Genomic DNA, 21764 nt, shown 5'->3' on the forward strand with positions numbered 1-21764 from the left:
TGCTTTCATTCTATCGTCCGTATACTTCTTTAGTAAATTTGTTTTCCGTTCAAAAACAATTTTACCGGAATTAACCTGACTTACACCCGACATACTCAAAAACACAAAAAAACCTATAATTAATTCTAGGTATGTATGTGCCTTTGCATCCAATCTTGAAGTTGCAGTTCCACCACAACCTATAATTAATAGTGCAATAAGTATTAGTAAGTTTTGGTTAAAATGAATACTCAATCCAATAATGAAAGTCAGTACCCCTGAAACACCTATCAGATGAAGACTCGCTTTGAATTTTGCTAATACCAATATAAAGGCTGCTAAACTAGATGCTAAAATACCAACAAAGAAAAAATAAAGTTCAGGGATCTCATATCCTTTAAAGACAATATTTATTAATAAAAAGGTAAAGAGGAGTTGCAATAATAAAGGGTAACGACGCTCTTTTACATTCTTTAAATGGATCTCTGTAACTACGTTTAGATTTTTAAGCATAAAATAGCTTAAAATTGGGATGACAACTGTCATGATAGAAGTGGCAAATATCTTTGAAAAGAGAAAAGAAGTAGTAAAGAATCGAGGAGAAATTTGAAAGTATAATACAACGCCAGCTAAAGGCATCAATAAGGGATGAAAGATATAAGATAAACTTCGTATAATGTACTTCATTAGATTTGTTTGCGGAGTCTAGCAACGGGAAGGTCTAATTGTTCTCTATATTTTGCTATGGTACGTCTTGCTATTGGATATCCTTTTTCCTTCAAAATATTCGCTAATTTATCATCAGTAAGCGGTTTTTTCTTATCCTCTTCTTCAATAACAGTTTCTAGAATTTTTTTGATTTCTCGCGTAGAGACCTCTTCCCCTTGGTCGTTGGTCATACTTTCGCTAAAAAAATCTTTGATTAATTTTGTACCATAGGGTGTATCTACATATTTACTATTTGCAACACGGGATACTGTCGAGACATCCATGCCAATCTCGCTAGCGATATCCTTTAAGATCATAGGACGTAGATTACGCTCATCACCTGTAAGGAAGTATTCCTTTTGATAATACATGATAGCACTCATCGTAACAAATAATGTCTGCTGGCGTTGTAAAATAGCTTCTATAAACCACTTTGCAGCATCCAGTTTCTGTTTTATAAACATCACGGCATCTTTCTGTGCTTTCGTTTTTTCTTTAGATGCTTTATAGCCTTTCAGCATATTGCTATAATCTCTAGAGACACGCAACTCTGGTGCATTCCGCCCATTGAGTGAAAGCTCCAATTCTCCTTCTACAATACGAATAGTAAAATCCGGTACCACATGCTCTACAATCCTAGTGTTACTAGAATAAGAACCTCCTGGTTTAGGATTTAAATGTTCAATTTCCTGAATAGCATCTTTAAGCTCTTCTTCAGAAATAGAAAATTTAGACATTAATTTTTCGTAATGTTTTTTACTAAAATGGTCAAAAGATTTTTCAAGAATATCAATAGCCAATGCTACAGATTTTGTAGGCTGCTTTCGCGAAAGCTGTATAATCAAACATTCTTCTAGGTTACGTGCAGCAACTCCCGAAGGATCTAAGTCCTGCACTTTAAAAAGGACCTCTTCTATTTTTTCTTCGGTAGTATATACATTTTGGGTAAAAGCAAGATCATCCATTAGGTCTTCTAAAGATCTTCTTAGGTAGCCACTTTCATCCAAACTTCCTATAATAAACTCGGCGATATCTCGCTCTTCTTGAGATAATCGAAATGTATTGAGTTGCGTTTTTAGATATTGATTAAATGAAGTGCCAGACGCATAAGGGATTTGTCTGTCTTCATCATCTGCACTATAATTATTGGCACTTAGACGATAATCTGGTGTCTCATCATCACTTAAATATTCATCTACATTAATTTCGGTTTCTATAGTTTCGTTTCCAAAATCTTCTTCTGTGTTGCTAAACTCATCATACTCATCCTTATTTTCTTCTTTCCCGCTATCTAATGCAGGATTTTCTTCAAGCTCTTGTTTTATTTTTTGTTCAAAGGCTTGGGTAGGCAATTGAATAAGTTTCATCAACTGTATTTGTTGAGGAGACAGCTTTTGCGAAAGTTTAAAATTGAGTTGTTGTTTTAACATACAACAAAAATAAGCAAAAGGGAGAAGATCATAGCGTTATATTTTACCATAGAATAGGTAATTACAGCAGCTACTGAAAAAATAATACACACTAAGAGGTTTTGCTATGGTTTAAACAACCCATGTTTAATCGCATAGATCACAAGCCCTGTCCTATTCTTTAAATTAAGTTTAGAAAACACACTGTCTCTATATCCTTGCACTGTTTTAGGACTCAGGAACATACAATCTGCAATCTCATTGTAGGTCATTTCTGTACACGCATGTTTTATAAATTCTAACTCTCTTTCTTTAAGTGTCAGCGAGCTTTCTTCATTAAGACTTCTCACTAAGATTTGTGCTACGGTATTGGTGTGATAAAATCCTTGACTTATGAGTTCTTTTAGGGCGCTTTCTAACACTGATTTTTCAGTATCTTTAAGTAAATATCCTCTAGCGCCAGCACGAAGCATTTTTAGGATAGTACGCTCTTCTTCTTCTACAGAAAGCGCTAATACTTTAATGTTAGGATAATGCTCCTTAAGATAGGCAGTGGTTTCTATGCCATCCATAATAGGCATATTCACATCCATCAGGACAATATCTGGACGTTTATTTTCAAATACAAGTTGATCTATAAGCTCTTGACCATTTTTACAGGTATACAACACTTCAAAATCTTGAAAAGAGTTGACAAGTCCGCTTATGGCTTGTGAGAGGAGTGTATGGTCGTCTACTACTACAAGTTTATTCATGTCTATTGTTTTTTGATGGATATAATAAATGCATCTCAGTGCCATCTCCCTCATTAGACGTAATATTGATTTTAGCGCCAATTAGTTTTCCTCTAGATGCTATGTTAGAGAGGCCTATGCCATTTTTTGCTTTCGCGAAAGCGATGTCAAAACCTATCCCGTTGTCTTTTGCTTTAATCTCTAGACTTTTTTTAGTGTATGTGATACAAACGTCCAGATGTGTTGCTTTAGAATGTTTAATCGTATTGGTAAAAAATTCTTGAAACATCCGAAAGATGATCGTTCCAATTTTTTTATCTACGATAGTAGTAGGCACGCCTGTAACGCTTAAACTGGTGGTAAGATACTCCATACGTTTAAAGCGGTCTAATTCAAGCTTGAGTGCCTCTACGAGTGTCATATTATTCAATGCCTCAGGATTAATAAGCTTGGATAATGCCCGTATTTCTCTAAGCCCTTTTCCAATAGTATTTGCAGCCTCGTCTAATTGCACCTGATCACCTCCAGAGTTTTGCGTCTGTATTTTGGCAAGCGTTAATAACTGCCCAATATTATCGTGTAATTCCCAACTAATGTTACGTAAGGTCTCTTCCCGAATCTCTATTTGTGACTCCGCAATCTCTCGTTCAAAACGTTTTTGAGACGTTTGCTGCTCTAAAAGAAGTTCGTTTTTACGTTTTATAAATACAGAAAATAATACCCCAACTACAATCAATAATAATAATAGGATAGTGATGCCTATTAATATTAAAATTACTGTATTATTTCCTTGAGGTTGTGTCATAAATCACGTTTGTGATGGAGCAAGTTACTAGTTTGTAAATATCTTTTAACTAGGGTTAAAGTCTCTTATTCATACATATAAAGATTCAACTTTTTCTGACTCTTCCTGACACAATAAAACCAAAAATAAAAATAATATTTTGGACTATAATAAATATTTTTTTTAAAACTATTAAACTATTTATTACATCTTCATGAAAGTAGGTATAATTATTTAATATAATATATACAGGTAAGTATCCTATCCAGAAAATTAAGTTACCCATTAAAAACCAAACGGTTAAATCTTTTTGGATAGGAGTTGTATCTTCACTTTGAAGTCGTTCAATAGCATAATACATAATTCCTAAAAGAGATACGAGTCCTCCTGTGAAATAGGATAATGGTAAATAGTTTGAAATAAAATTTTTAAAAAAGACTATTTCAATGAGTAATGTTGTCAAATAAATAAGAAATAAAAAATCTATAACTTTTCTTCTTATCTGTTTTTGTATATTTTTTTTTAGTATATAGTAAATTAATGCAAAGAGTAGTATCTGTCGGATATTATATAAAAAATCTGTTTCTTTTAATATGTAATCAAGATAGTAACCTATTGTAAGATCATTTATAGTTGCATACCATAAATAGAAACAAATATATTTAAGAGGGCTATACCTATACTTATAATAGAAAATAGATGATACTATAACTGTTAGTATTTGAATTATGTCTATTATGTATAATAACATCTATTTTCTATTCATGAATGTTTTAGTAATCTCCATCATTATTATTCATTGGAGGAGGTCTCCTATGACCATCATTCCCCGCAAGGCTAGTAATAGAGTCTTGTACTGTTAAGATTAAATTAGAGCGACCCGCAGGTTTTTTGTTGTAGTCTAATAGTTCTCCTACCGGAACAGCAACGTTATTCCCATTTTGATGTTGTATAGCAAATGCTACTTCATCACCACCTTTTTTCATGGTGGGATTAAAGAAAACTGTTTCTGCTCTAGGATGTTCCTCATTTTTAGTGTCAGAATACTGCCCTAAATACACGCGTAATCCTTTGATTCTTGTTTCCGACTTTTTAGCTTGTTTCTCTATATACTTCATGTATTGTTTTAATTCTTCAAAATCAAACGTAACAGAAGTAGTCGCTAGATAGGGTTCTACTCCTTCTGGCAAATCACTATTCTCAGCCTCTTCAATTAAAGTAATTCTGTTTTCTCTGTAATTATAGAAGAGTTCAGCACCCTTTTCTATAGGTATGATCATATCAGGCGCTACAACAGTCGATGGTCCGTCATTGTCATCATCCTGATTGTTAGTGTGATCCCCCTTGCAATTAACAAGCAATACAGCCATAATAAATAGGGGAATCATAAAATTAAAAATTTTCATAATTGTTTTTGGTTTAGTGGTTATGAATGTGAATTTCTTGTAAGTTACAATGATACGTGTAGTAATCGCAAAAAAAAAGGGGCGAAAGCCCCTTTTTGATGTTGTATAACACCTGATTAAAATTCTGCATGCCCAGGAAATCTAGGATAAGGAATCACGTCACGTATGTTAGTCATACCCGTTGCAAAAAGCACTAAACGCTCAAAACCAAGCCCAAAGCCACTGTGAACACAAGTGCCAAATTTACGAGTGTCCAGATACCACCATAACTCTTCTTCAGGAATATCCAAAGCAGCCATTTTTTCTTTAAGAACATCAAGACGCTCTTCTCTTTGCGATCCCCCTACAATCTCTCCAATACCTGGGAATAAAATGTCCATCGCACGCACCGTTTTTCCATCTTCATTTAAACGCATATAAAACGCTTTGATGTTTGCAGGATAATCAAAAAGGATGACAGGACATTCAAAATGCTTTTCTACGAGATAACGCTCGTGCTCACTCTGTAAATCGGCACCCCACTCGTCTATGATATATTTGAATTTCTTTTTCTTGTTAGGCTTGCTATTACGCAGTATCGTAATCGCTTCTGTATAGCTTACACGTTTAAAATTGTTGCTAATTACAAACTCAAGTTTCTTACGCAATAACATCGTTGCACGTTCTGCCTGTGGTTTTTTCTTGTCTTCTTCTTCCAATCGATTTTCTAGAAATTCTAAATCATCTTGACAGTTTTCTAATACATAACCTATTACATACTTAATAAAATCTTCAGCGAGATCCATGTTGGCATCTAGATCATTAAAAGCAACCTCTGGCTCAATCATCCAAAATTCTGCAAGGTGACGTGAGGTATTGCTATTTTCTGCTCTAAAGGTTGGACCAAACGTATATACCTTTCCTAGACCTAAAGCGTATGTCTCTGCTTCCAACTGCCCAGATACCGTAAGATTGGTTTCTTTTCCAAAAAAGTCTTGACTGTAGTCAATGCTACCGTCTTCTTTTTTGGGTGGGTTTTCTGGGTCTAATGCGCTTACGCGAAACATTTCTCCAGCACCTTCTGCATCACTCCCTGTAATTAGAGGTGTATGTGCTTGGTAAAAACCATGCTCATTAAAATAGTGATGTACGGCATACGAAAGCTTAGAACGCAACCTCATGATAGCGCCAAATGTATTGGTGCGCACACGCAAATGTGCTTGTTCACGAAGCTTTTCTAGGGTGTGACGCTTAGGAGATAAGATGGTTAGTTTCACCTCTTCCGGATCGGCATCACCTTCAATATGTATCGTTTTTACTTTGATCTCTACACGCTGTCCTCCTCCTTGACTTTCTTCAAGAACACCAGTCACAACAATAGCCGCTCCTGTAGTGACACGCTTTAAAAGTGCTTCGTCCATGTTTTCAAAGTCTACAACACATTGTATATTTTTAATGGTAGATCCATCATTAAGAGCAATAAACTGATTGGCTCTAAACGAGCGAACCCATCCTTTTACAGTGAAATCCTGATGTATAGCATCACTGGCTAAAAGATCGATTACAGGTATATAGGTCATAGTATTTTAATTTTAATTCTCACCAGTGGGTTTGATAACTCCGACTTTCTGAGTTGAAATTTTAATGGTGTTTTCTAATCAATTCTTTTGAGACATATCAAGTAGTTGATTAGGATAGGCAAATATAAATGATGTTTTGAAATTGACATCTTATTTTAGGAAGGGAATTTTAGGTTATACGCTTTCGCGAAAGCGCACAAAGAAATCATCAATCTAGCTTAGATCTATCTGGAAATAACTACTGTATCGTATCGTCTTTAGTTTGATTATTTTCTATTTCCTGTTCTTCTGTTAATTCTGTGATAATTTGAAGCGCAGGTTCTTTTAGAGTGTCCTTATTTGCAATACTACGTTCTAGCGAAAGCAATAAAGAGGGAAGTAATAAAAGATTCGCTAACATAGCAAATAATAATGTAGCACTGACCAGTCCTCCCAATGCCACCGTACCTCCAAAACTACTAATCATAAATACGGAAAATCCGAAGAAAAGCACGATAGACGTATAAAACATACTCACGCCTGTCTCACGTAAGGAGGCATATACAGACTTTTTGATTTTCCATTTGCTTGCGCGTAGTTCTTGTCTATATTTAGCTAAGAAGTGTATGGTGTCGTCTACAGAGATCCCAAAGGCAATACTAAACACAAGTATCGTCGATGGTTTTATAGGGATTCCTATGAAGCCCATCATACCTGCTGTTACTAGTAAAGGAAGTAAATTAGGGATCAGAGATACCAGAATCATCTTGAAAGATCGAAACATCCAAGCCATAAATAGGGCAATTAGGAGAATTGCAAGCGATAGACTAATAACAAGGTTGTTGACGAGGTAATTAGTTCCTTTTTGGAAAACCAACGCTTTTCCTGTTAGAGTCACCTCATATCGATCTTCGGGAAATAAGGTTTTTATTTTAGCTCTTAGGTTTTCTTCGGCACGTTCCATTTTGTCAGTGCCTATATCTTTCATAAAGGTAGTGATTCGGGCATATTGCCCAGTACTGTCTACATAAGCTCCCATAAGGTTGGTCTGCTCAGAATAACTACTGGTATATGGGAGAATAAAATTACGTTCATTACTGCTGGGTAATTGGTAGTATTTGGGCGAGCCATTGTAAAAAGCTTGTTTAGTGTATTTTACCAAATTGACTACCGAAACAGGTTTTGATAATTCAGGTTGCTCTTCTATCACCTGACTTAATTCGTCCATACGTTTTAAGGTAGCCAGTTTCATAACGCCTTTACTACGTTTGGTATCTATCAAAATCTCTAATGGCATAATACCATCAAACTCCTCTTCAAAAAACTTAATATCCTTAAAAAAGGCGGTATTCTTTGGCATATCTTCGATAAGACTTCCAGAAACACGTATTTGATTAATACCAATCATACTGGCTGTTAATAAGACAACACTAACGATGTAAATAGCAATACGATGATTTTTAACCATACGCTCTGTCCAATTTACAAATCCTTCAATCCAATTTTTACCTAAATGCTTTAAATGCCGCTCTTTTGGAGGTGGCATATAGCTGTATAAAATAGGGATGATTAATAATGATAATAGGAATATTCCTATAATATTAATACTAGCAACAACTCCAAACTCTTTAAGTAAAGAGCTTTCGGTAAGTATAAACGTAGCAAATCCAGATGCGGTTGTGATGTTAGTCATCAACGTAGCATTTCCTACTTTAGTAATCACCCGTTGTAGGGCTTTTATTTTATTACCATGCATCTTATACTCATGCTGGTATTTATTTATCAAAAAGATACAATTAGGAATTCCTATTACAATAATAAGGGGAGGGATAAGCGCTGTAAGTACAGTGATTTCATATTTGAGCAATCCTAAAAATCCAAAAGCCCACATCACGCCTATAATAACCGTAATCATAGAAATAAATGTCGCTCGATAAGATCTAAAAAAGAAAAAGAAAAGCAAAGAGGTGACTAATAACGCAGCACCCACAAAAAGTCCTATTTCATCAATGATATTTTGAGAATTGAGCGTACGTATATAAGGCATACCGCTTGTGCGGACTTTAATACCAGATTCTTTTTCAAAGTTTTCAATTAACGGAATCAGATCGTTGATTATAAAATCTCTTCTTGCTGGTGTATTTACAATCGTTTTATCAAGATAAATCGCAGATCGTACAGTTCCTGTCTTTTTATTGTAAATGAGATTCTCGTAAAAAGGTAAATCGTTAAAAAGCTGTTTTCTATAGTCAGATGCCTGTTTTGTCGAGGTAACACTGTCAGGTATAAATGATTTTAAATCAAATCTAGAAGGATTCTCTTTTTTGTCTAATAACTTAAGATCCTTAAGAGAAATAGATAGCGTTACTTCAGGATATTCATCAATTTTTTGAGATAAATTATTCCAAGCATTTAATAGGTTAGGTGTAAATAAACTATCATTTTTTATCCCTATAACAATCAGATTTCCTTCTTCTCCAAATTTATCAAGAAACTTGTTGTATTCTAGGTTGACTTCATGATCATCTGGAAGTAGGTTTGCTTCGGTATAGGTAAACCGCATGTGTTGCCACTGAAATCCTAAATAAACAGTAGTTGCTATAATGAGAATAAGAATAAGAGGTCTATTACGTAGGATAAGCCGTGCAATGCTCTCCCAGAATCCTGAACTTAAAAATTTTGCCATTACTGCTGTTTACGGTAGCAAAGGTATTCTTTTATTAAAGAAAATCCGATAGGTATGATATTTTTCTAAAGTTGTAGATTAAAGGTGAACTTAAAGGCGATATTATCTTCAAAATTAGGTAAATGATATGCACCATATCTGTACGTAAGACTTGTTCCGAATCCAAAGATTAACTTATTGATTTCAAAGCCAGATTCTGTATATCCTTTTTTTAAGGAGCCAAATTGAATATCCAAATGATCTTCTGGATTTTGGATATCTCCTATGGCAAAGCGTGTTATAAATACCATTTCTGGCTTAAAACTCTTGCTTATATTAAAAGGGGCAAGCCTATGTTTAAGTTGAGCTGTAACAAGTTTATCTGAGAAAAACTCACTAAAAAACATGGTTTCAAAACTATTTACCCCAGCAACTGAAAAACGTTGTAAGATGGTTTCTTTTGTAGGGGCATTAGGATATGCTTGAAATAAGTGTGTGATAGGTAGATCTCCAAATCCTATATTTCCTTCTATAAGAAGTTCTGTAGCAGATTTATTGAGTCTGTCTAATCTGTAAAAAACCTTAGCGCCTATTTTTGTAAAATTAAAATCTCCTTCTAAGCCATCTATACTTTGAGAAATTTGTGCAGTTACTTTTGGATACCCATCATATACTTCATTGATACCAGCTTCTGTTTTCATAAACTTACTTCGTGGACTCCATCGTATGCCAGCAGTAGCTTCTGTAATATCATAATTACTTATTTCTACACCATCTTTAATATACCGATATGGTGTTGTTTGTTCTATACGTCTATGCGCTACTTGAAATTCAGAAAGTAATTTTGGCGCGATGCGGTATTCAAGATTTGTACGGGTAGTTCGGTGTTTGTAAAAAAGATTAATGTTAACAAGTCTTGGTTCAAACAGCGAATATACGCGCCGATCCGTAAGATATGCGTAGTTTCCTACTTCCTCTAGATCACTATTATAGGTTAGACTTATCCATGCATCTTTTTTTGCGTTGAGTAATACACCACCTCCTGCACCATATTTTATTTCTTGGTCTTTAAAACCATAAGCGCCATAGCCTTCTATACGAAAGTCTTTAGAAAAACTTTCATTAGTCACACCTCCAAGACCTAGGCGTAATCCTTCAAAGTTGTTAAATTTTACAGGATAGGTAAGATCAAAATCAAAAAAATTAACGCTATAATACCCAATACTAAAATTATTGATAGTTCCCAGACGACGTTCAATATTTTCTGCATTGATAATTCTTTCAATTTCAGAAAAACTTCGTTCGTCTTTTTTGGTTAAATTTTCTAAGCGATACGTTTGCCAGAAACTAGGTGGTTGTTCTGTAGCATAAGGCTCTATAGTAATCGCAAAGGGTTGTGTTTTTGTTTCTTTCGCTTTAAGCGAAAAATCACTATTACTGGTTGTAGAAACGAGATACTTTTTTGTAATCATTTCTTCTAGGTTTTCTTCTTGCAGTGTGCCTATAGAAATGCGTCCTCCAAAAAAAGAGAGACGTCTGTCGCTGTTTCCTTTATCAATAAAAAGAACTCTATTTTCTGGTAAGTAAAGGTTTGCTTCTTTATTGAAAATATAAGATTGGTTGAGCTTTATTTTAATAGCGTCGTCTAAGCTTACCTGTATATTTTTTATAGCAAGCTTTTCTTTATCTAATACCATGACTCCTGAAAGCCCAGGTATTGCCTTTGGTCTTTTTGGAGTGAAAGAAATATGTATTTCGTTTTCAACAGTAGAAGGAATAAGTGTATAAATGTAATTTCGGACACCTCTTTTAGATAAAATACCAGCATATCGGGTATTAAAAATAACAAAATCTTCATCGTAAAAAGAACGTGATTGTAGGTTTACGGCGAGTACTTCGTATTTTATTTTTTTAAATCCTGCTAATTGAAAACCTATAACGTTCTCAATAAAACCTTGGGATTCTGTGTAGCTAGTAGTACTTACTTTTTCTGAAAGATAACTGTGCGTGCTTGTTTTTAAACTATCAGTGATAATTGTTTTTTCATAACTAGTGTATGTATAATTAGAAAGAACAACTCGCGGATCGTTGGTATCTCTTAATGAGATAGCTTTTTGTATAATTTCCTCTGCAGTTTTGGAAGATTCGGTTTGCGCAAAAGAAACAGATTGTATACATAATAAAACAGCAAGTATTTTATACATAAAAAAGGTGTAGTATGTTCAAATGTATTAAAAAAGCGACCGAAAAAGGTCGCTTTTTGTATTAGTTTAACGATCGTCTACTTAATTAAACGGTCATAATTTCTTTTTCTTTTGTAGCAAGTGTATTATCTATTTTTTGAATGTAAATATCTGTTAGATTTTGCACGTCAATTTCTGCATTTTTAATGGCGTCTTCAGAAGTATCTTCTAGTTTCTTTAGGTCATTATTAGCATTTTTTCTGTCATTACGCACTCCAATTCTAGCCTCTTCGGCTTCAGCCCGAGCTTGTTTTGAAAGATCTATACGTCTTTCTTCTGTAAGTGGTGGTACATTTATGATGACATTTTCACCATTATTCATAGGATTAAAACCTAAGTTAGAATTGATAATAGCACGTTCTATAGCTCCAATGATTGATTTTTCCCAAGGTTGTATAGATATGGTACGTCCATCAGGAGTATTTACATTGGCTACTTGCGACAACGGTGTTGGACTGCCATAATAATCTACCATAATACCTTGAAGCATAGCAGGACTTGCTTTTCCAGCGCGAATGGTCAATAATCTTTTAGAAAGATGTGTGATAGCACCTTCCATGGATTCTTTAGTACTATCTAATATAAATTGAATATCTTCATTCATAATAAAAAATATTTTAAAACGCAATTTAACAAAAACTACGCCATATACTAATTTATAGGTTAACTGTGGTTCCTATTTGTTCTCCGGTAACTACTTTTAATAAATTACCCGGCTTATTCATATCAAAAACAATAATTGGAAGTTCGTTTTCTTGACTTAATGTAAAAGCTGTAGTATCCATTACCTTTAGTCCTTTGCGTAGAACATCATCAAAAGAGATGTGGTCATACTTTATGGCATCACTATCTTTTTCAGGATCTACATTATAAATTCCATCAACACGTGTTCCTTTAAGAATCACATCCGCTTCTATCTCTATAGCACGTAAAACAGCAGCAGAATCTGTGGTAAAATATGGATTGCCTGTACCTCCTCCAAAAATAACTACACGGCCTTTTTCTAGATGGCGCATGGCTCTTCTTCTTATAAAAGGTTCTGCTACTTCGTCTATTCGTATAGCTGTTTGAAGTCTCGTGGGAATACCGGCATCTTCTAGCGCATCTTGTAATGCAAGCCCATTGATTACAGTGGCTAGCATTCCCATGTGATCGCTTTGAACACGATCCATTCCTTTGCTAGCTCCAGCGACGCCTCTAAAAATATTCCCACCACCTATTACAATAGCAACTTGTACGCCAGTGGCTATCACTTTTTTAATGTCTGCGGCATATTCAGATAGGCGTTTAGGGTCTATACCATACTGGCGATCACCCATTAAAGATTCGCCAGATAACTTAAGTAATATTCTTTTGTATGTCATAGGTTGAAAAAGATTATGCAAATATAGTGCTTATGGTACTTTTTTAAACAAATTCTTTTAAGCAAGATTGATGTGATAATGACAATTGGTTTTTATGATATATATGATTAATAAGCTATTTTATGTAAACTATTATAAACTCTTACCTTTAGGAAGTAACAAGTTTATTATATTTATATCTTAAAATATATACCTGTGTAGCTATGCACATACTATTTTCCAAAATATTTATTAAAATTAAAACGCACACATTAACTATGAACAAATTATGTAAACTAAGCTATCTGATTGTTTTTTCTTTTCTTATTAGCTGTGGAGGAGATGATGATGGAGGACCAGATGTTGGAGGACCAACAGGTCCAGGATTACCAGAAGCCAGTGCTTCTTATGATTTAACATTCACAACAAATTTTACAGAAGCAAATAACCCTCAAGATTATCCTACAAATGCTTCCTTTGGAACTATTATAGCAATAACACATGCACCTGAGGTTTCGGTGTTTACTATAGGGCAGTTGGCATCACAAGGAATGGCATTATATGCGCAATCTGGGGATGTGGAAGGACTTTCTAGTTTTATAAGTACATCATTAGGTGAAGAGGGAGATGGATTGTTTAGTGTAGTTACTGCAGGAATGGCAGGACCTCAAGCTACGACTAGCACGTCTATTTCTATAACTCCAACACGTACTAGGATTACTTTTTTAGCAAGAATGAACCCTAGTCCAGATTGGTTTTTAGGAGTAAGCTCTTTTAATGTAGTTAATGGAGAAACATTGATAGACATAGAAGAAATAGAATTACGTCCTTTGGATGCTGGCGTAATTCTTGGAGATACCTATGAGGCAAATGATGGGGTAGAAAACGCGGCAATTATCTTGTATGATGGTGCTCCTTTTGGAAACGGTAACCCGCTTACTGAGCCTGTAGCAAATCTTACTATAGAAAGAGCTAATTGATAAAATAATTTAGATTTTTGTATAAGCATAAAAAATGCGCTCTAGAAATAGAGCGCATTTTTTTTATAGGTGTGTTTATTTTTTTTAAGCTAACGAAACTCTTTCAAACGCTACAACTTCAAGATCTCCTTTACTCGCTACATAATCTGCAACAGTAACACTATCATCCATAATAAAGCGTTGATCAAGAAGACACTTCTCATGATCAAGCGTTGTATTATCTGAGATATAACGCTCTAATTTTCCAGGAACAATCTTATCCCAGATTTGCTCTGGTTTCCCTTCGGCTTTTAATTCAGCCTTGATAGCTTCCTCAGCTTTTGCAAGAACATCATCAGTTAGCTGCGACATAGAGATATATTCAGGAACGTTTTTAAGTGTTTTACCTAAACGACCTAATTCTATATTATCTTTTTCTATAGCTGCAATTCTTGCTTCTGTTTCAGATGCTACAAAAGCAGGATCAAAATCTTTGTAAGATAATGTAGTTGCTCCCATAGATGCCACCTGCATAGATACAGACTTAGCAATTTCTGCAGAAGCATCGGTAGCAGCAGATAAACCTACTAAAGCTCCAATTTTATTACCATGTACATAAGAACCTACAAAAGGAGCTTCTAATGTTTTAAAACCTCCGATTTCAATTTTCTCTCCGATAACACCAGTTTGCTCGATCAATTTATCAGCAACGGTCATACCTTCAAAGTCTGATGCGAGTAATTCTTCTTTTGAGTTTGTTCCTAAAGCGATTGCTGCCATTTGATTAGCCATTGCTACAAAAGAATCATTTTTTGCAACAAAATCAGTTTCACAATTTAAAGAAATAACAACCCCTCTAGTGTTGTCATCATTAATTTTTGCAACAACAGCACCTTCACTAGAATCTCTGTCGGCTCTTTGATCAGCTACTTTCTGTCCTTTCTTACGAAGGATAGTAATTGCTTTGTCAAAATCACCTTCTGCTTCTACTAATGCTTTTTTGCAATCCATCATACCGGCTCCGGTAGATTTTCTAAGCTTGTTTACGTCTGCGGCTGTAATTTTTGCCATAATAATCTTGTGGTTATATTCCCATGAAGATGGGAATTTATTAATTAAATTAAAAAGTCGTCCAGTTTATTTTCTGCAAAGAAAGGAACTAAACGACTTTTTTATATAATGAAAATGTTATTTACTCTTCTTCTTCGCTTGCAGCAGTTTCTACTTTGGCTGGTTCTGCTTTTTCTACAGGAGCAGCAGGAGCAGCTTTCTCTTCAGGTGCAGGAGTTGCTTTTTCTGTTTTAGGCGCTTTTGCTTTCTTAGGAGCAACTTCGTCTTTTCCTTCTGCCTGAGCATCTTTTCCAGCTTTACGCTCTCCAAGACCTTCTATAATTGCATCAGATACATATCCTACAATTTTATCGATAGATTTTGAAGCATCATCATTAGATGGTATAAGATAATCAACTTGACGTGGATCAGAGTTGGTATCTACCATCGCAAATATTGGAATATTTAATTTTTGCGCTTCTTTAATCGCGATATGCTCACGCTTAATATCTACAACAAATAATGCACCTGGAAGACGTGTCATATCTGCAATAGATCCTAAGTTTTTTTCAAGCTTCTCACGAAGACGATTCATTTGTAGTTTTTCTTTCTTAGAAAGCGTATCAAAACGACCATCTTGCTTCATGCGATCAATGGTTTGCATTTTTTTAACTGCCTTTCTAATCGTAACAAAGTTGGTAAGCATCCCACCAGGCCATCTTTCTGTGATGTAAGGCATGTTTGCTTTTGCAGCTTTGTCTGCTACGATATCTTTTGCTTGTTTTTTGGTAGCTACAAAGAGTATTTTTCTACCTGAAGCTGCTATTTTTTTAAGAGCTTCTGAAGACTCTTCAATTTTTGCAGCTGTTTTGTATAAGTTAATGATGTGAATGCCATTACGCTCCATATAGATATACGGTGCCATATTTGGATCCCATCTTCTTGTGAGGTGCCCAAAATGTACACCCGCATCAAGTAATTCTTTTATTTCTATGTTGTTTGCCATTTTTGTAATAGTTTACGTTCCGTTGGACTTAAATTAGCAACTTCGTACTCGACGAGGTTTAGATGCTAAACTAACCTTGATCCTTTTTACGCTTTCGCGAAAGCGAACCAAGCCACGACAACATGTATACTGAAGGTATTTCAGTATCTCGATTAGTAATTGTTTGTCATTTTGAAGAGTTGCTGAAACAAGTTCAACATAGGTACTCTGCAAATATTAACGCTTAGAGAACTGGAATTTCTTACGAGCTTTCTTCTGTCCGAATTTCTTACGCTCTACCATTCTTGGATCTCTAGTCAATAAACCTTCTGGTTTAAGGATGCTGCGGTTTTCAGGATCTAGTTCACACATTGCTCTAGAAAGCGCAAGGCGAATTGCTTCTGCTTGACCGGTAATACCACCTCCAAATACGTTTACTTTAATATCAAAGTTCCCATCATTTTCAGTTAAGACTAATGGTTGGTTTACTTTGTACTGTAACGTAGCGGTAGGGAAGTATGTAGTCATGTCTTTTTTGTTCACAGTAATATTTCCTTTCCCTTCAGAAAGATATATACGTGCTACAGCGGTCTTACGACGACCGATTTTGTGAATAACTTCCATTACTTAATTTCGTTAAGATTAATTGTTCTTGGCTTTTGTGCCTCTTGTCCGTGCTCTGCGCCAGAATACACTTTCAAATTGCGAAATAAAGCACTCCCTAATTTGTTTTTAGGTAACATCCCTTTTACTGCATTCTCAATGATGCGAGCAGGATCTTTATCGAAGAGTTCTGTTGCTGTAAGACTACGCTGCCCACCAGGATATCCTGTGTGACGGATGTATGATTTGTCCGTCCATTTACTCCCTGTTAAGTTGATCTTTTCTGCATTGATAACAACAACGTTATCTCCACAATCAACATGAGGTGTAAAGTTAGTTTTGTACTTACCGCGTAAAAACTTAGCTACGATAGATGACATACGCCCTAGCGTTTGTCCGTCAGCGTCTATCAAAACCCACTCCTTGTTTACGGTAGCTTTGTTTGCAGATACTGTTTTGTAACTTAATGTGTCCACACTAATTAATTTAAATTAAACATTCCAATTTTCCCGTGTAAAAACGGTCTGCAAAAGTACAATTAATTATTGATTACACAAATAGCCAAGATGCAATATTTTACGGGGTTTTTGTAAGCTCAAAAGTAGGTACTATATATAGGACACGTTTTAATTCTTTTATTTTGTTTATTTATACTTAAAGGCAGTGTTTGTCTAGGTCTTGTTCTAGATAGCGTGCTTTGTAAATGTTAAGATATTCTTAAAAAGTATAAAATTGTGTCACATCACTTATAGTTTAAAGGTCATTAAAGGAACAACCTAATCATCAATCATGCAATCAATCAATCAACGAGCCGTTCTTTTTTCTTTTATTTTGTGTGTTTCCGCTTTCGCGAAAGCGTACTCACAAACAGATTCTACAAAAACCACCACCATAGTTCCCAAACGAATATATACAACAAATGCGTATGAAGGAACACCACCTGTTATAGATGGAATTATAGACGAAGCCGCTTGGAATGCTGTGCCATGGGCTGGCAATTTTGTAGAAAACGAACCTGATGAGAATACGGCTCCAGCTCAGGAGACTAAATTTAAAATTACCTACGATCAAAAATTTCTATACGTAGCATGGCGCGCTTATGATACAGAACCCGATAAAATAGAGCAGCGAATGGGACGTAGAGACGACTTTCCAGGGGATTGGGTAGAAATTAATATAGATAGTTATAATGATGACCGTTCTGGTTTTTCATTTACGATTTCTGCTTCTGGTGTAAAGGGAGACGAATTTATCTCAAATAATGGGAATTTTGATTCTAGTTGGAATCCTATCTGGTATGCTGCAAGTCATATAGATGAAGAAGGATGGACTGCCGAGGCAAAAATACCATTGAGCCAGCTTAAATTTGGAAAAGCCGAAGAGCAAATCTGGGGATTACAAATTAATAGACGTTTTTTTAGAAATGAAGAACGTGATGTATGGCAACGTGTGCCTCAAGATGCTAATGGTTGGGTAAGTAATTTTGGAGAATTACGAGGTTTAAAAAATATAGAACCGCAAAAACAACTGGAAATTCAGCCTTTCTTGGTGGGACAGTATGATACGTTTGAAGCAGAACCAGGTAATCCTTTTAGAGATGGTGATGATTTTAGATTGAATGGTGGAATAGATGCAAAAATCGGCATCACAAACGATCTTACCTTGGATCTTACCGTAAACCCAGATTTTGGACAAGTAGATGCAGATCCAGGTGCGATTGCATTAGACGGATTTGAGATTTTCTTTCAGGAACGACGACCGTTTTTTGTGGAGAATGCTAATATTTTTCAATTAGGATTAAATGGGAGTCAAGACAATTTATTTTTTTCAAGACGTATAGGACGGAGTCCGCAAGGATTTTCTACCGCGAATCGAAGTAAAGGAGAGTTTCAAGATATACCTGTTAATTCTACAATTTTAGGAGCAGCAAAATTTAGTGGAAAAACCAATGATGGTTGGTCTATTGGTGCATTACAAAGTATTACAGCCAACGAATTTTCAGAAATAAAAGTAGATGAGCGTCCAGAAGTAAGAGACGTATTAGAAGAGGAAGGAAATTTAGGAACCAATCGAAAAGAACTCGTAGAGCCATTAACGAGCTATAGCGTGGTACGTTTACAAAAAGATCTTAATGATCGAAATTCTTTTGTAGGTGCGCTTTTTACCTATACAGATCGTACGCTAGATCAAAACTTACCTTTCCTTCATGACAAAGCACTTACAGGCGGGATTGATGCGCAGCATACTTGGCAAAACCGTAATTACTTTGTAGATGGTAAATTTTTATTTAGTAATGTAACGGGATCTCAAGAAGCAATTACAAACACACAACAATCTATTCAGCATTTATTTAATAGGGTAGATGCAGACCATGTGGAAGTAGACCCTACGCGAACATCACTTACAGGAACAGGAGGTCGTGTTGCTATAGGGAAAGATGGAGGTGGTAATTGGCGTTATGGGAATAGCCTTGCATGGCGATCTCCAGAATTAGAGTTAAATGATATTGGCTTTTTACGACAAGCAGATGAGATTCGTCAAAGTGCTTGGTTACGATATTTGTTTTTAAAGCCAACAAGCTGGTATCGCAGAGCTCAATTAAACTTTAATCAATTTACTACTTTTGATTTTCAAGGGAATTATAATCGTATTCAATATGATATACAAGGAAATATCAATTGGATGAATAATTGGTTTACTGAAATAGGTTTTGGACATAAGCCTCGTATTTTCATTAATACGTTCCTGAGAGGAGGCCCTCGTTGGCGATTTAGTGATGAGAATTTTGGTTTTTTATTTGCTGGAACAGATCAGCGTAAAAAGTTTTCGGCAGTGTTAGGTTATGTGTACTCTCAAGCGCGAGAAAGCAACTTTCAGCTTAGAAGATATGTCGTACGTTTTAACTGGCAACCGCTAGATGCTTTAAGTCTTAACTTATCAACAGAATATGAGACAAATCCTAATAAAACACAATATGTATCTCAGCAAACGTATGCGCCGGCTCAATTTGGCACACGGTATATTACGGGAGCTATAGATCAAGAAACCTTAAGCACCACCTTGCGTGTAAATTATAATATCAACCCTAACCTCACAATACAATACTACGCACAACCTTTTATCGCAAAAGGAAGTTATACAAAGTTTAATTATGTAGCAAACAGTGAAGCTGAGCTTTTGAGAGATCGTATCACATTATATAATAATAATCAGATTAATTTTCAGAATGGATCGTACGTGATTGATGAAGATGAAGATGGCACCGCCGATTATGCTTTTGGAGATCCAGATTTTAATTTTGTGCAGTTTAGATCAAACTTGGTCATGCGCTGGGAATACATTCCTGGCTCAGAACTCTTCTTGGTTTGGTCCCAAGGGATAGAGGGGAATAGTAGTACGGATGCGAGTCTTTTTGATGCCGCAGATCAACAAATTTTGGGACAACAAATCAGAAATACGTTCTTAGTAAAGTGGACGTATCGGTTTGTATTATAGTTGATAAACAGCTTCCAGAAATTCTTTTTTTCTTGGATAGTCGTCTTGCACTTTATTGAGATATTCTAGTGCTTTTTGCTTGTCTCTTAGTTTATAATATAAAGCCGCTGTGTTAAATAATACATTTTGATGTTTTGGTGAAATCTTTAATGCTGTATGATAGTGATACAATGCCTTTTCGGTCTGATCACTTCTAAAATAAGAGACCCCTATATTAAGATGAGTCGGGAGGTCATTAGGAGCTATCAATAATGCTTCTTGGAAAGCTTTGATCGCACTATTATAATCAGCTGTTTGTAGGTAGGAGATTCCTTCATAATACTTGACAGGAATACCAATAGGTGTTATAGAATATATCGTTGGGTGATAATAATCGGAGTTAAAAATCTGTTGGTTTTTTACAGTTTTATCTTTAATGGCATTTATAAAATATTCTCGCTGTATTCTTAAGAAGCCATACACAGAGGCTATTCCTAAAAAAGCAATAGTAGTTATTAAGAAAATACGATGTGTATGAATTTTTTTCGATTTATTTTTTGAAGTTAATCGGTGGTTTAAAAAAGCAATGTATAAAGCGAGAAGTATGATAAATTCTATACGTTCTAATGGATAGCTGAATGCACTAAAAACAGCAAAGCCTATACTTCCCGCAAGGATAAGCGATCTTTGAATCACTTGTTTTTGTATGATTGAAGAACCTAGAATGACACTATTTTTCCAGAATAGAGATATCCAGATGCTGATCCAAAGAAGACCCCCTATAATACCTGTCTCGCATAGTATTTGTATCCAGTCATTATGAGGTCTGGCAAAAAATGTAGTTGTTTGTTCAGCCCTGGATAAACCTTCAAGACCAACCTCAGGAAATGCGATTTTCCAATTGCCAGACCCAACTCCCAAAAAAGGATGTTGTTTATATAATTCTATAGATTTTTCCCAAATCACAAAACGTTCAGCTAAAGTTCCTGTTTTACTCCCAGCTTTCAATTGGAGAAATTCTGAGACCTCTGACAAATACCCTAAAAAGAATAGCATGAAAAATAGGACAACACTTATACTTGGGATTGCTATCAATACCGTTTTTGCGAACTTGTTTTTGTAAGCCCCATACCAATAACATAAAAGTGCCATGATAGAGAAAACAAGTGTTGCTATTAGAATGGAACGAGTCCTCAATTGCCATAAGATATAAGTGAGTAGTAGTATCGTTAGTATATACAGCCAGCGTATTTTCTTCTCAGAACGATAAGCACCAAGCAACAGAAAAGGCAGGAGCATAAATAAGGTGCCACTTAGTATATTCTTATTTCCAGAAAGACCCGTTACAGGCGCCACTGTAAATCGGTCAAACCCTACGTCTAAAAAGACAAGGTATAATTGATGACCAGCCAAGATTCCTAGTGTTAAACCTAAAGCACAAACACTTCTTGTAATAGCTGTTACTGCTTGTTCTTTATGGTAGTTGAACAACCACTTAAAAAAGAAGTAGAGAATGACAAATAATCCAAGTCTCATAGTGCTAAAAATGGCTTCAGCGTTATTTTGAGACCAACTTATAGAGAGAAGGTGTATACCGAAAAAAGCAAGAAGCAAATAATCTACAAGATTTGTGCGAGTCCACAACTCCTTAGAGAGTTTTTTGAAATAAACGATGGAGAATATCAATAAAAAAGTAGAAAGTGCCGTAAATCGGGGTAACAGCCCATCATCTATAAGATTTGGAACGATAATCATAGGGATGATCACTATACAAACACCGCAAAAGAGAGCTATGGAATATGATTTCATAAAAACTGAAAACTCACAAGAACGTGAAGATACTATTTATCTATGATCCTTAGTATTACAATCTAAAACTTTTGT

At 35.4% G+C, this 21764-nt stretch carries 19 protein-coding genes; 3 read left to right on the forward strand and 16 right to left on the reverse strand.

Annotated elements, in window-relative coordinates; all coding sequences use genetic code 11:
* The 11 genes from Q0505_RS02965 to pyrH all read right to left on the reverse strand — a co-directional run.
* The coding region (locus tag Q0505_RS02965; RefSeq protein WP_299208609.1) for a hypothetical protein at positions 1-666 on the reverse strand (666 nt) is incomplete at its 3' end.
* A complete protein-coding gene (gene rpoN / locus Q0505_RS02970) occupies positions 666-2117 on the reverse strand; it encodes an RNA polymerase factor sigma-54 (protein WP_299208611.1) in 1452 nt (483 codons plus the stop codon). The genes Q0505_RS02965 and rpoN, both read right to left, overlap by 1 nt.
* Positions 2118-2221: 104 nt before the next feature.
* The gene (locus tag Q0505_RS02975; protein WP_299208614.1) at positions 2222-2851 is read right to left on the reverse strand and encodes a response regulator transcription factor; all 630 of its coding nucleotides are present in this window, start codon (positions 2849-2851) and stop codon (positions 2222-2224) included.
* Complete coding sequence (locus Q0505_RS02980; RefSeq protein ID WP_299208616.1) at positions 2844-3635, reverse strand: ATP-binding protein; 792 nt, start codon at positions 3633-3635, stop codon at positions 2844-2846. The genes Q0505_RS02975 and Q0505_RS02980 overlap by 8 nt, the downstream gene beginning before the upstream one ends.
* Positions 3636-3720: 85 nt before the next feature.
* A complete protein-coding gene (locus Q0505_RS02985; RefSeq protein WP_299208618.1) occupies positions 3721-4077 on the reverse strand; it encodes a hypothetical protein in 357 nt (118 codons plus the stop codon).
* Positions 4078-4387: 310 nt separating this feature from the next.
* On the reverse strand, positions 4388-5020 hold the full coding sequence (locus tag Q0505_RS02990; RefSeq protein WP_299208620.1) for a hypothetical protein: 633 nt from the start codon (positions 5018-5020) through the stop codon (positions 4388-4390).
* Positions 5021-5136: 116 nt separating this feature from the next.
* Entirely contained in the window at positions 5137-6579 is a 1443-nt protein-coding gene (gene asnS, locus Q0505_RS02995; RefSeq protein ID WP_299208622.1) for an asparagine--tRNA ligase, read from the reverse strand.
* A gap of 238 nt (positions 6580-6817) precedes the next feature.
* A complete protein-coding gene (locus Q0505_RS03000; protein WP_299208624.1) occupies positions 6818-9244 on the reverse strand; it encodes an efflux RND transporter permease subunit in 2427 nt (808 codons plus the stop codon).
* 65 nt (positions 9245-9309) lie between these two features.
* Entirely contained in the window at positions 9310-11427 is a 2118-nt protein-coding gene (locus tag Q0505_RS03005) for a DUF5686 family protein (RefSeq protein ID WP_299208626.1), read from the reverse strand.
* Positions 11428-11512: 85 nt separating this feature from the next.
* Positions 11513-12070, reverse strand: coding sequence for a ribosome recycling factor (gene frr / locus Q0505_RS03010; protein WP_299208628.1), 558 nt, complete (start codon positions 12068-12070; stop codon positions 11513-11515).
* A 52-nt stretch (positions 12071-12122) separates the two neighbouring features.
* Positions 12123-12830: a UMP kinase gene (gene pyrH, locus Q0505_RS03015; protein ID WP_299208630.1), complete on the reverse strand. Its 708-nt coding sequence runs from the start codon at positions 12828-12830 to the stop codon at positions 12123-12125.
* A 257-nt stretch (positions 12831-13087) separates the two neighbouring features.
* Between pyrH and Q0505_RS03020 the strand changes: the two genes are divergently transcribed.
* The gene (locus Q0505_RS03020) at positions 13088-13789 is read left to right on the forward strand and encodes a spondin domain-containing protein (RefSeq protein WP_299208632.1); all 702 of its coding nucleotides are present in this window, start codon (positions 13088-13090) and stop codon (positions 13787-13789) included.
* Positions 13790-13873: 84 nt separating this feature from the next.
* Here the strand turns inward: Q0505_RS03020 and tsf are convergent, their stop codons facing one another.
* The 4 genes from tsf to rplM form a co-directional block, all read right to left on the reverse strand.
* Entirely contained in the window at positions 13874-14839 is a 966-nt protein-coding gene (gene tsf, locus Q0505_RS03025; protein ID WP_299208634.1) for a translation elongation factor Ts, read from the reverse strand.
* A 121-nt stretch (positions 14840-14960) separates the two neighbouring features.
* Positions 14961-15824 (reverse strand): 30S ribosomal protein S2, encoded by an 864-nt coding sequence (gene rpsB / locus Q0505_RS03030; RefSeq protein WP_299208636.1) that lies wholly within the window; start codon positions 15822-15824, stop codon positions 14961-14963.
* Between the two features lie 216 nt (positions 15825-16040).
* Positions 16041-16427: a 30S ribosomal protein S9 gene (gene rpsI / locus Q0505_RS03035; protein WP_299208638.1), complete on the reverse strand. Its 387-nt coding sequence runs from the start codon at positions 16425-16427 to the stop codon at positions 16041-16043.
* Entirely contained in the window at positions 16427-16882 is a 456-nt protein-coding gene (gene rplM / locus Q0505_RS03040; RefSeq protein WP_299208640.1) for a 50S ribosomal protein L13, read from the reverse strand. The genes rpsI and rplM overlap by 1 nt, the downstream gene beginning before the upstream one ends.
* A gap of 313 nt (positions 16883-17195) precedes the next feature.
* On the opposite strand from rplM, the gene Q0505_RS03045 reads away from it, so the two are divergent.
* A complete protein-coding gene (locus Q0505_RS03045) occupies positions 17196-19901 on the forward strand; it encodes a DUF5916 domain-containing protein (protein WP_299208642.1) in 2706 nt (901 codons plus the stop codon).
* On the opposite strand, the gene Q0505_RS03050 is transcribed toward Q0505_RS03045, so the two are convergent.
* Positions 19896-21416 carry an O-antigen ligase family protein gene (locus Q0505_RS03050; RefSeq protein ID WP_299208644.1) on the reverse strand — a complete coding sequence of 507 codons (1521 nt, stop codon included), beginning with the start codon at positions 21414-21416 and terminating at the stop codon, positions 19896-19898. The two genes, Q0505_RS03045 and Q0505_RS03050, sit on opposite strands and share 6 nt — an antisense overlap.
* 136 nt (positions 21417-21552) lie before the next feature.
* Between Q0505_RS03050 and Q0505_RS03055 the strand changes: the two genes are divergently transcribed.
* Positions 21553-21735: a hypothetical protein gene (locus Q0505_RS03055; RefSeq protein WP_299208646.1), complete on the forward strand. Its 183-nt coding sequence runs from the start codon at positions 21553-21555 to the stop codon at positions 21733-21735.
* The last annotated feature ends 29 nt before the right edge of the window (positions 21736-21764 follow it).

This window comes from uncultured Dokdonia sp. (assembly GCF_937910895.1).
Taxonomy (GTDB): Bacteria; Bacteroidota; Bacteroidia; order Flavobacteriales; family Flavobacteriaceae; genus Dokdonia.

Excerpts from the sequence above, each read along its gene's own strand:
- rpoN (WP_299208611.1), bottom strand. The coding sequence starts at position 2,117 with ATGTTAAAACAACAACTCAATTTTAAACTTTCGCAAAAGCTGTCTCCT.
- Q0505_RS02975 (WP_299208614.1), bottom strand. The coding sequence starts at position 2,851 with ATGAATAAACTTGTAGTAGTAGACGACCATACACTCCTCTCACAAGCC.
- Q0505_RS02980 (WP_299208616.1), bottom strand. The coding sequence starts at position 3,635 with ATGACACAACCTCAAGGAAATAATACAGTAATTTTAATATTAATAGGC.
- Q0505_RS02990 (WP_299208620.1), bottom strand. The coding sequence starts at position 5,020 with ATGAAAATTTTTAATTTTATGATTCCCCTATTTATTATGGCTGTATTG.
- asnS (WP_299208622.1), bottom strand. The coding sequence starts at position 6,579 with ATGACCTATATACCTGTAATCGATCTTTTAGCCAGTGATGCTATACAT.
- Q0505_RS03000 (WP_299208624.1), bottom strand. The coding sequence starts at position 9,244 with ATGGCAAAATTTTTAAGTTCAGGATTCTGGGAGAGCATTGCACGGCTT.
- Q0505_RS03005 (WP_299208626.1), bottom strand. The coding sequence starts at position 11,427 with ATGTATAAAATACTTGCTGTTTTATTATGTATACAATCTGTTTCTTTT.
- frr (WP_299208628.1), bottom strand. The coding sequence starts at position 12,070 with ATGAATGAAGATATTCAATTTATATTAGATAGTACTAAAGAATCCATG.
- pyrH (WP_299208630.1), bottom strand. The coding sequence starts at position 12,830 with ATGACATACAAAAGAATATTACTTAAGTTATCTGGCGAATCTTTAATG.
- Q0505_RS03020 (WP_299208632.1), top strand. The coding sequence starts at position 13,088 with ATGAACAAATTATGTAAACTAAGCTATCTGATTGTTTTTTCTTTTCTT.
- tsf (WP_299208634.1), bottom strand. The coding sequence starts at position 14,839 with ATGGCAAAAATTACAGCCGCAGACGTAAACAAGCTTAGAAAATCTACC.
- rpsB (WP_299208636.1), bottom strand. The coding sequence starts at position 15,824 with ATGGCAAACAACATAGAAATAAAAGAATTACTTGATGCGGGTGTACAT.
- rpsI (WP_299208638.1), bottom strand. The coding sequence starts at position 16,427 with ATGGAAGTTATTCACAAAATCGGTCGTCGTAAGACCGCTGTAGCACGT.
- Q0505_RS03045 (WP_299208642.1), top strand. The coding sequence starts at position 17,196 with ATGCAATCAATCAATCAACGAGCCGTTCTTTTTTCTTTTATTTTGTGT.
- Q0505_RS03050 (WP_299208644.1), bottom strand. The coding sequence starts at position 21,416 with ATGAGACTTGGATTATTTGTCATTCTCTACTTCTTTTTTAAGTGGTTG.
- Q0505_RS03055 (WP_299208646.1), top strand. The coding sequence starts at position 21,553 with ATGGAGAATATCAATAAAAAAGTAGAAAGTGCCGTAAATCGGGGTAAC.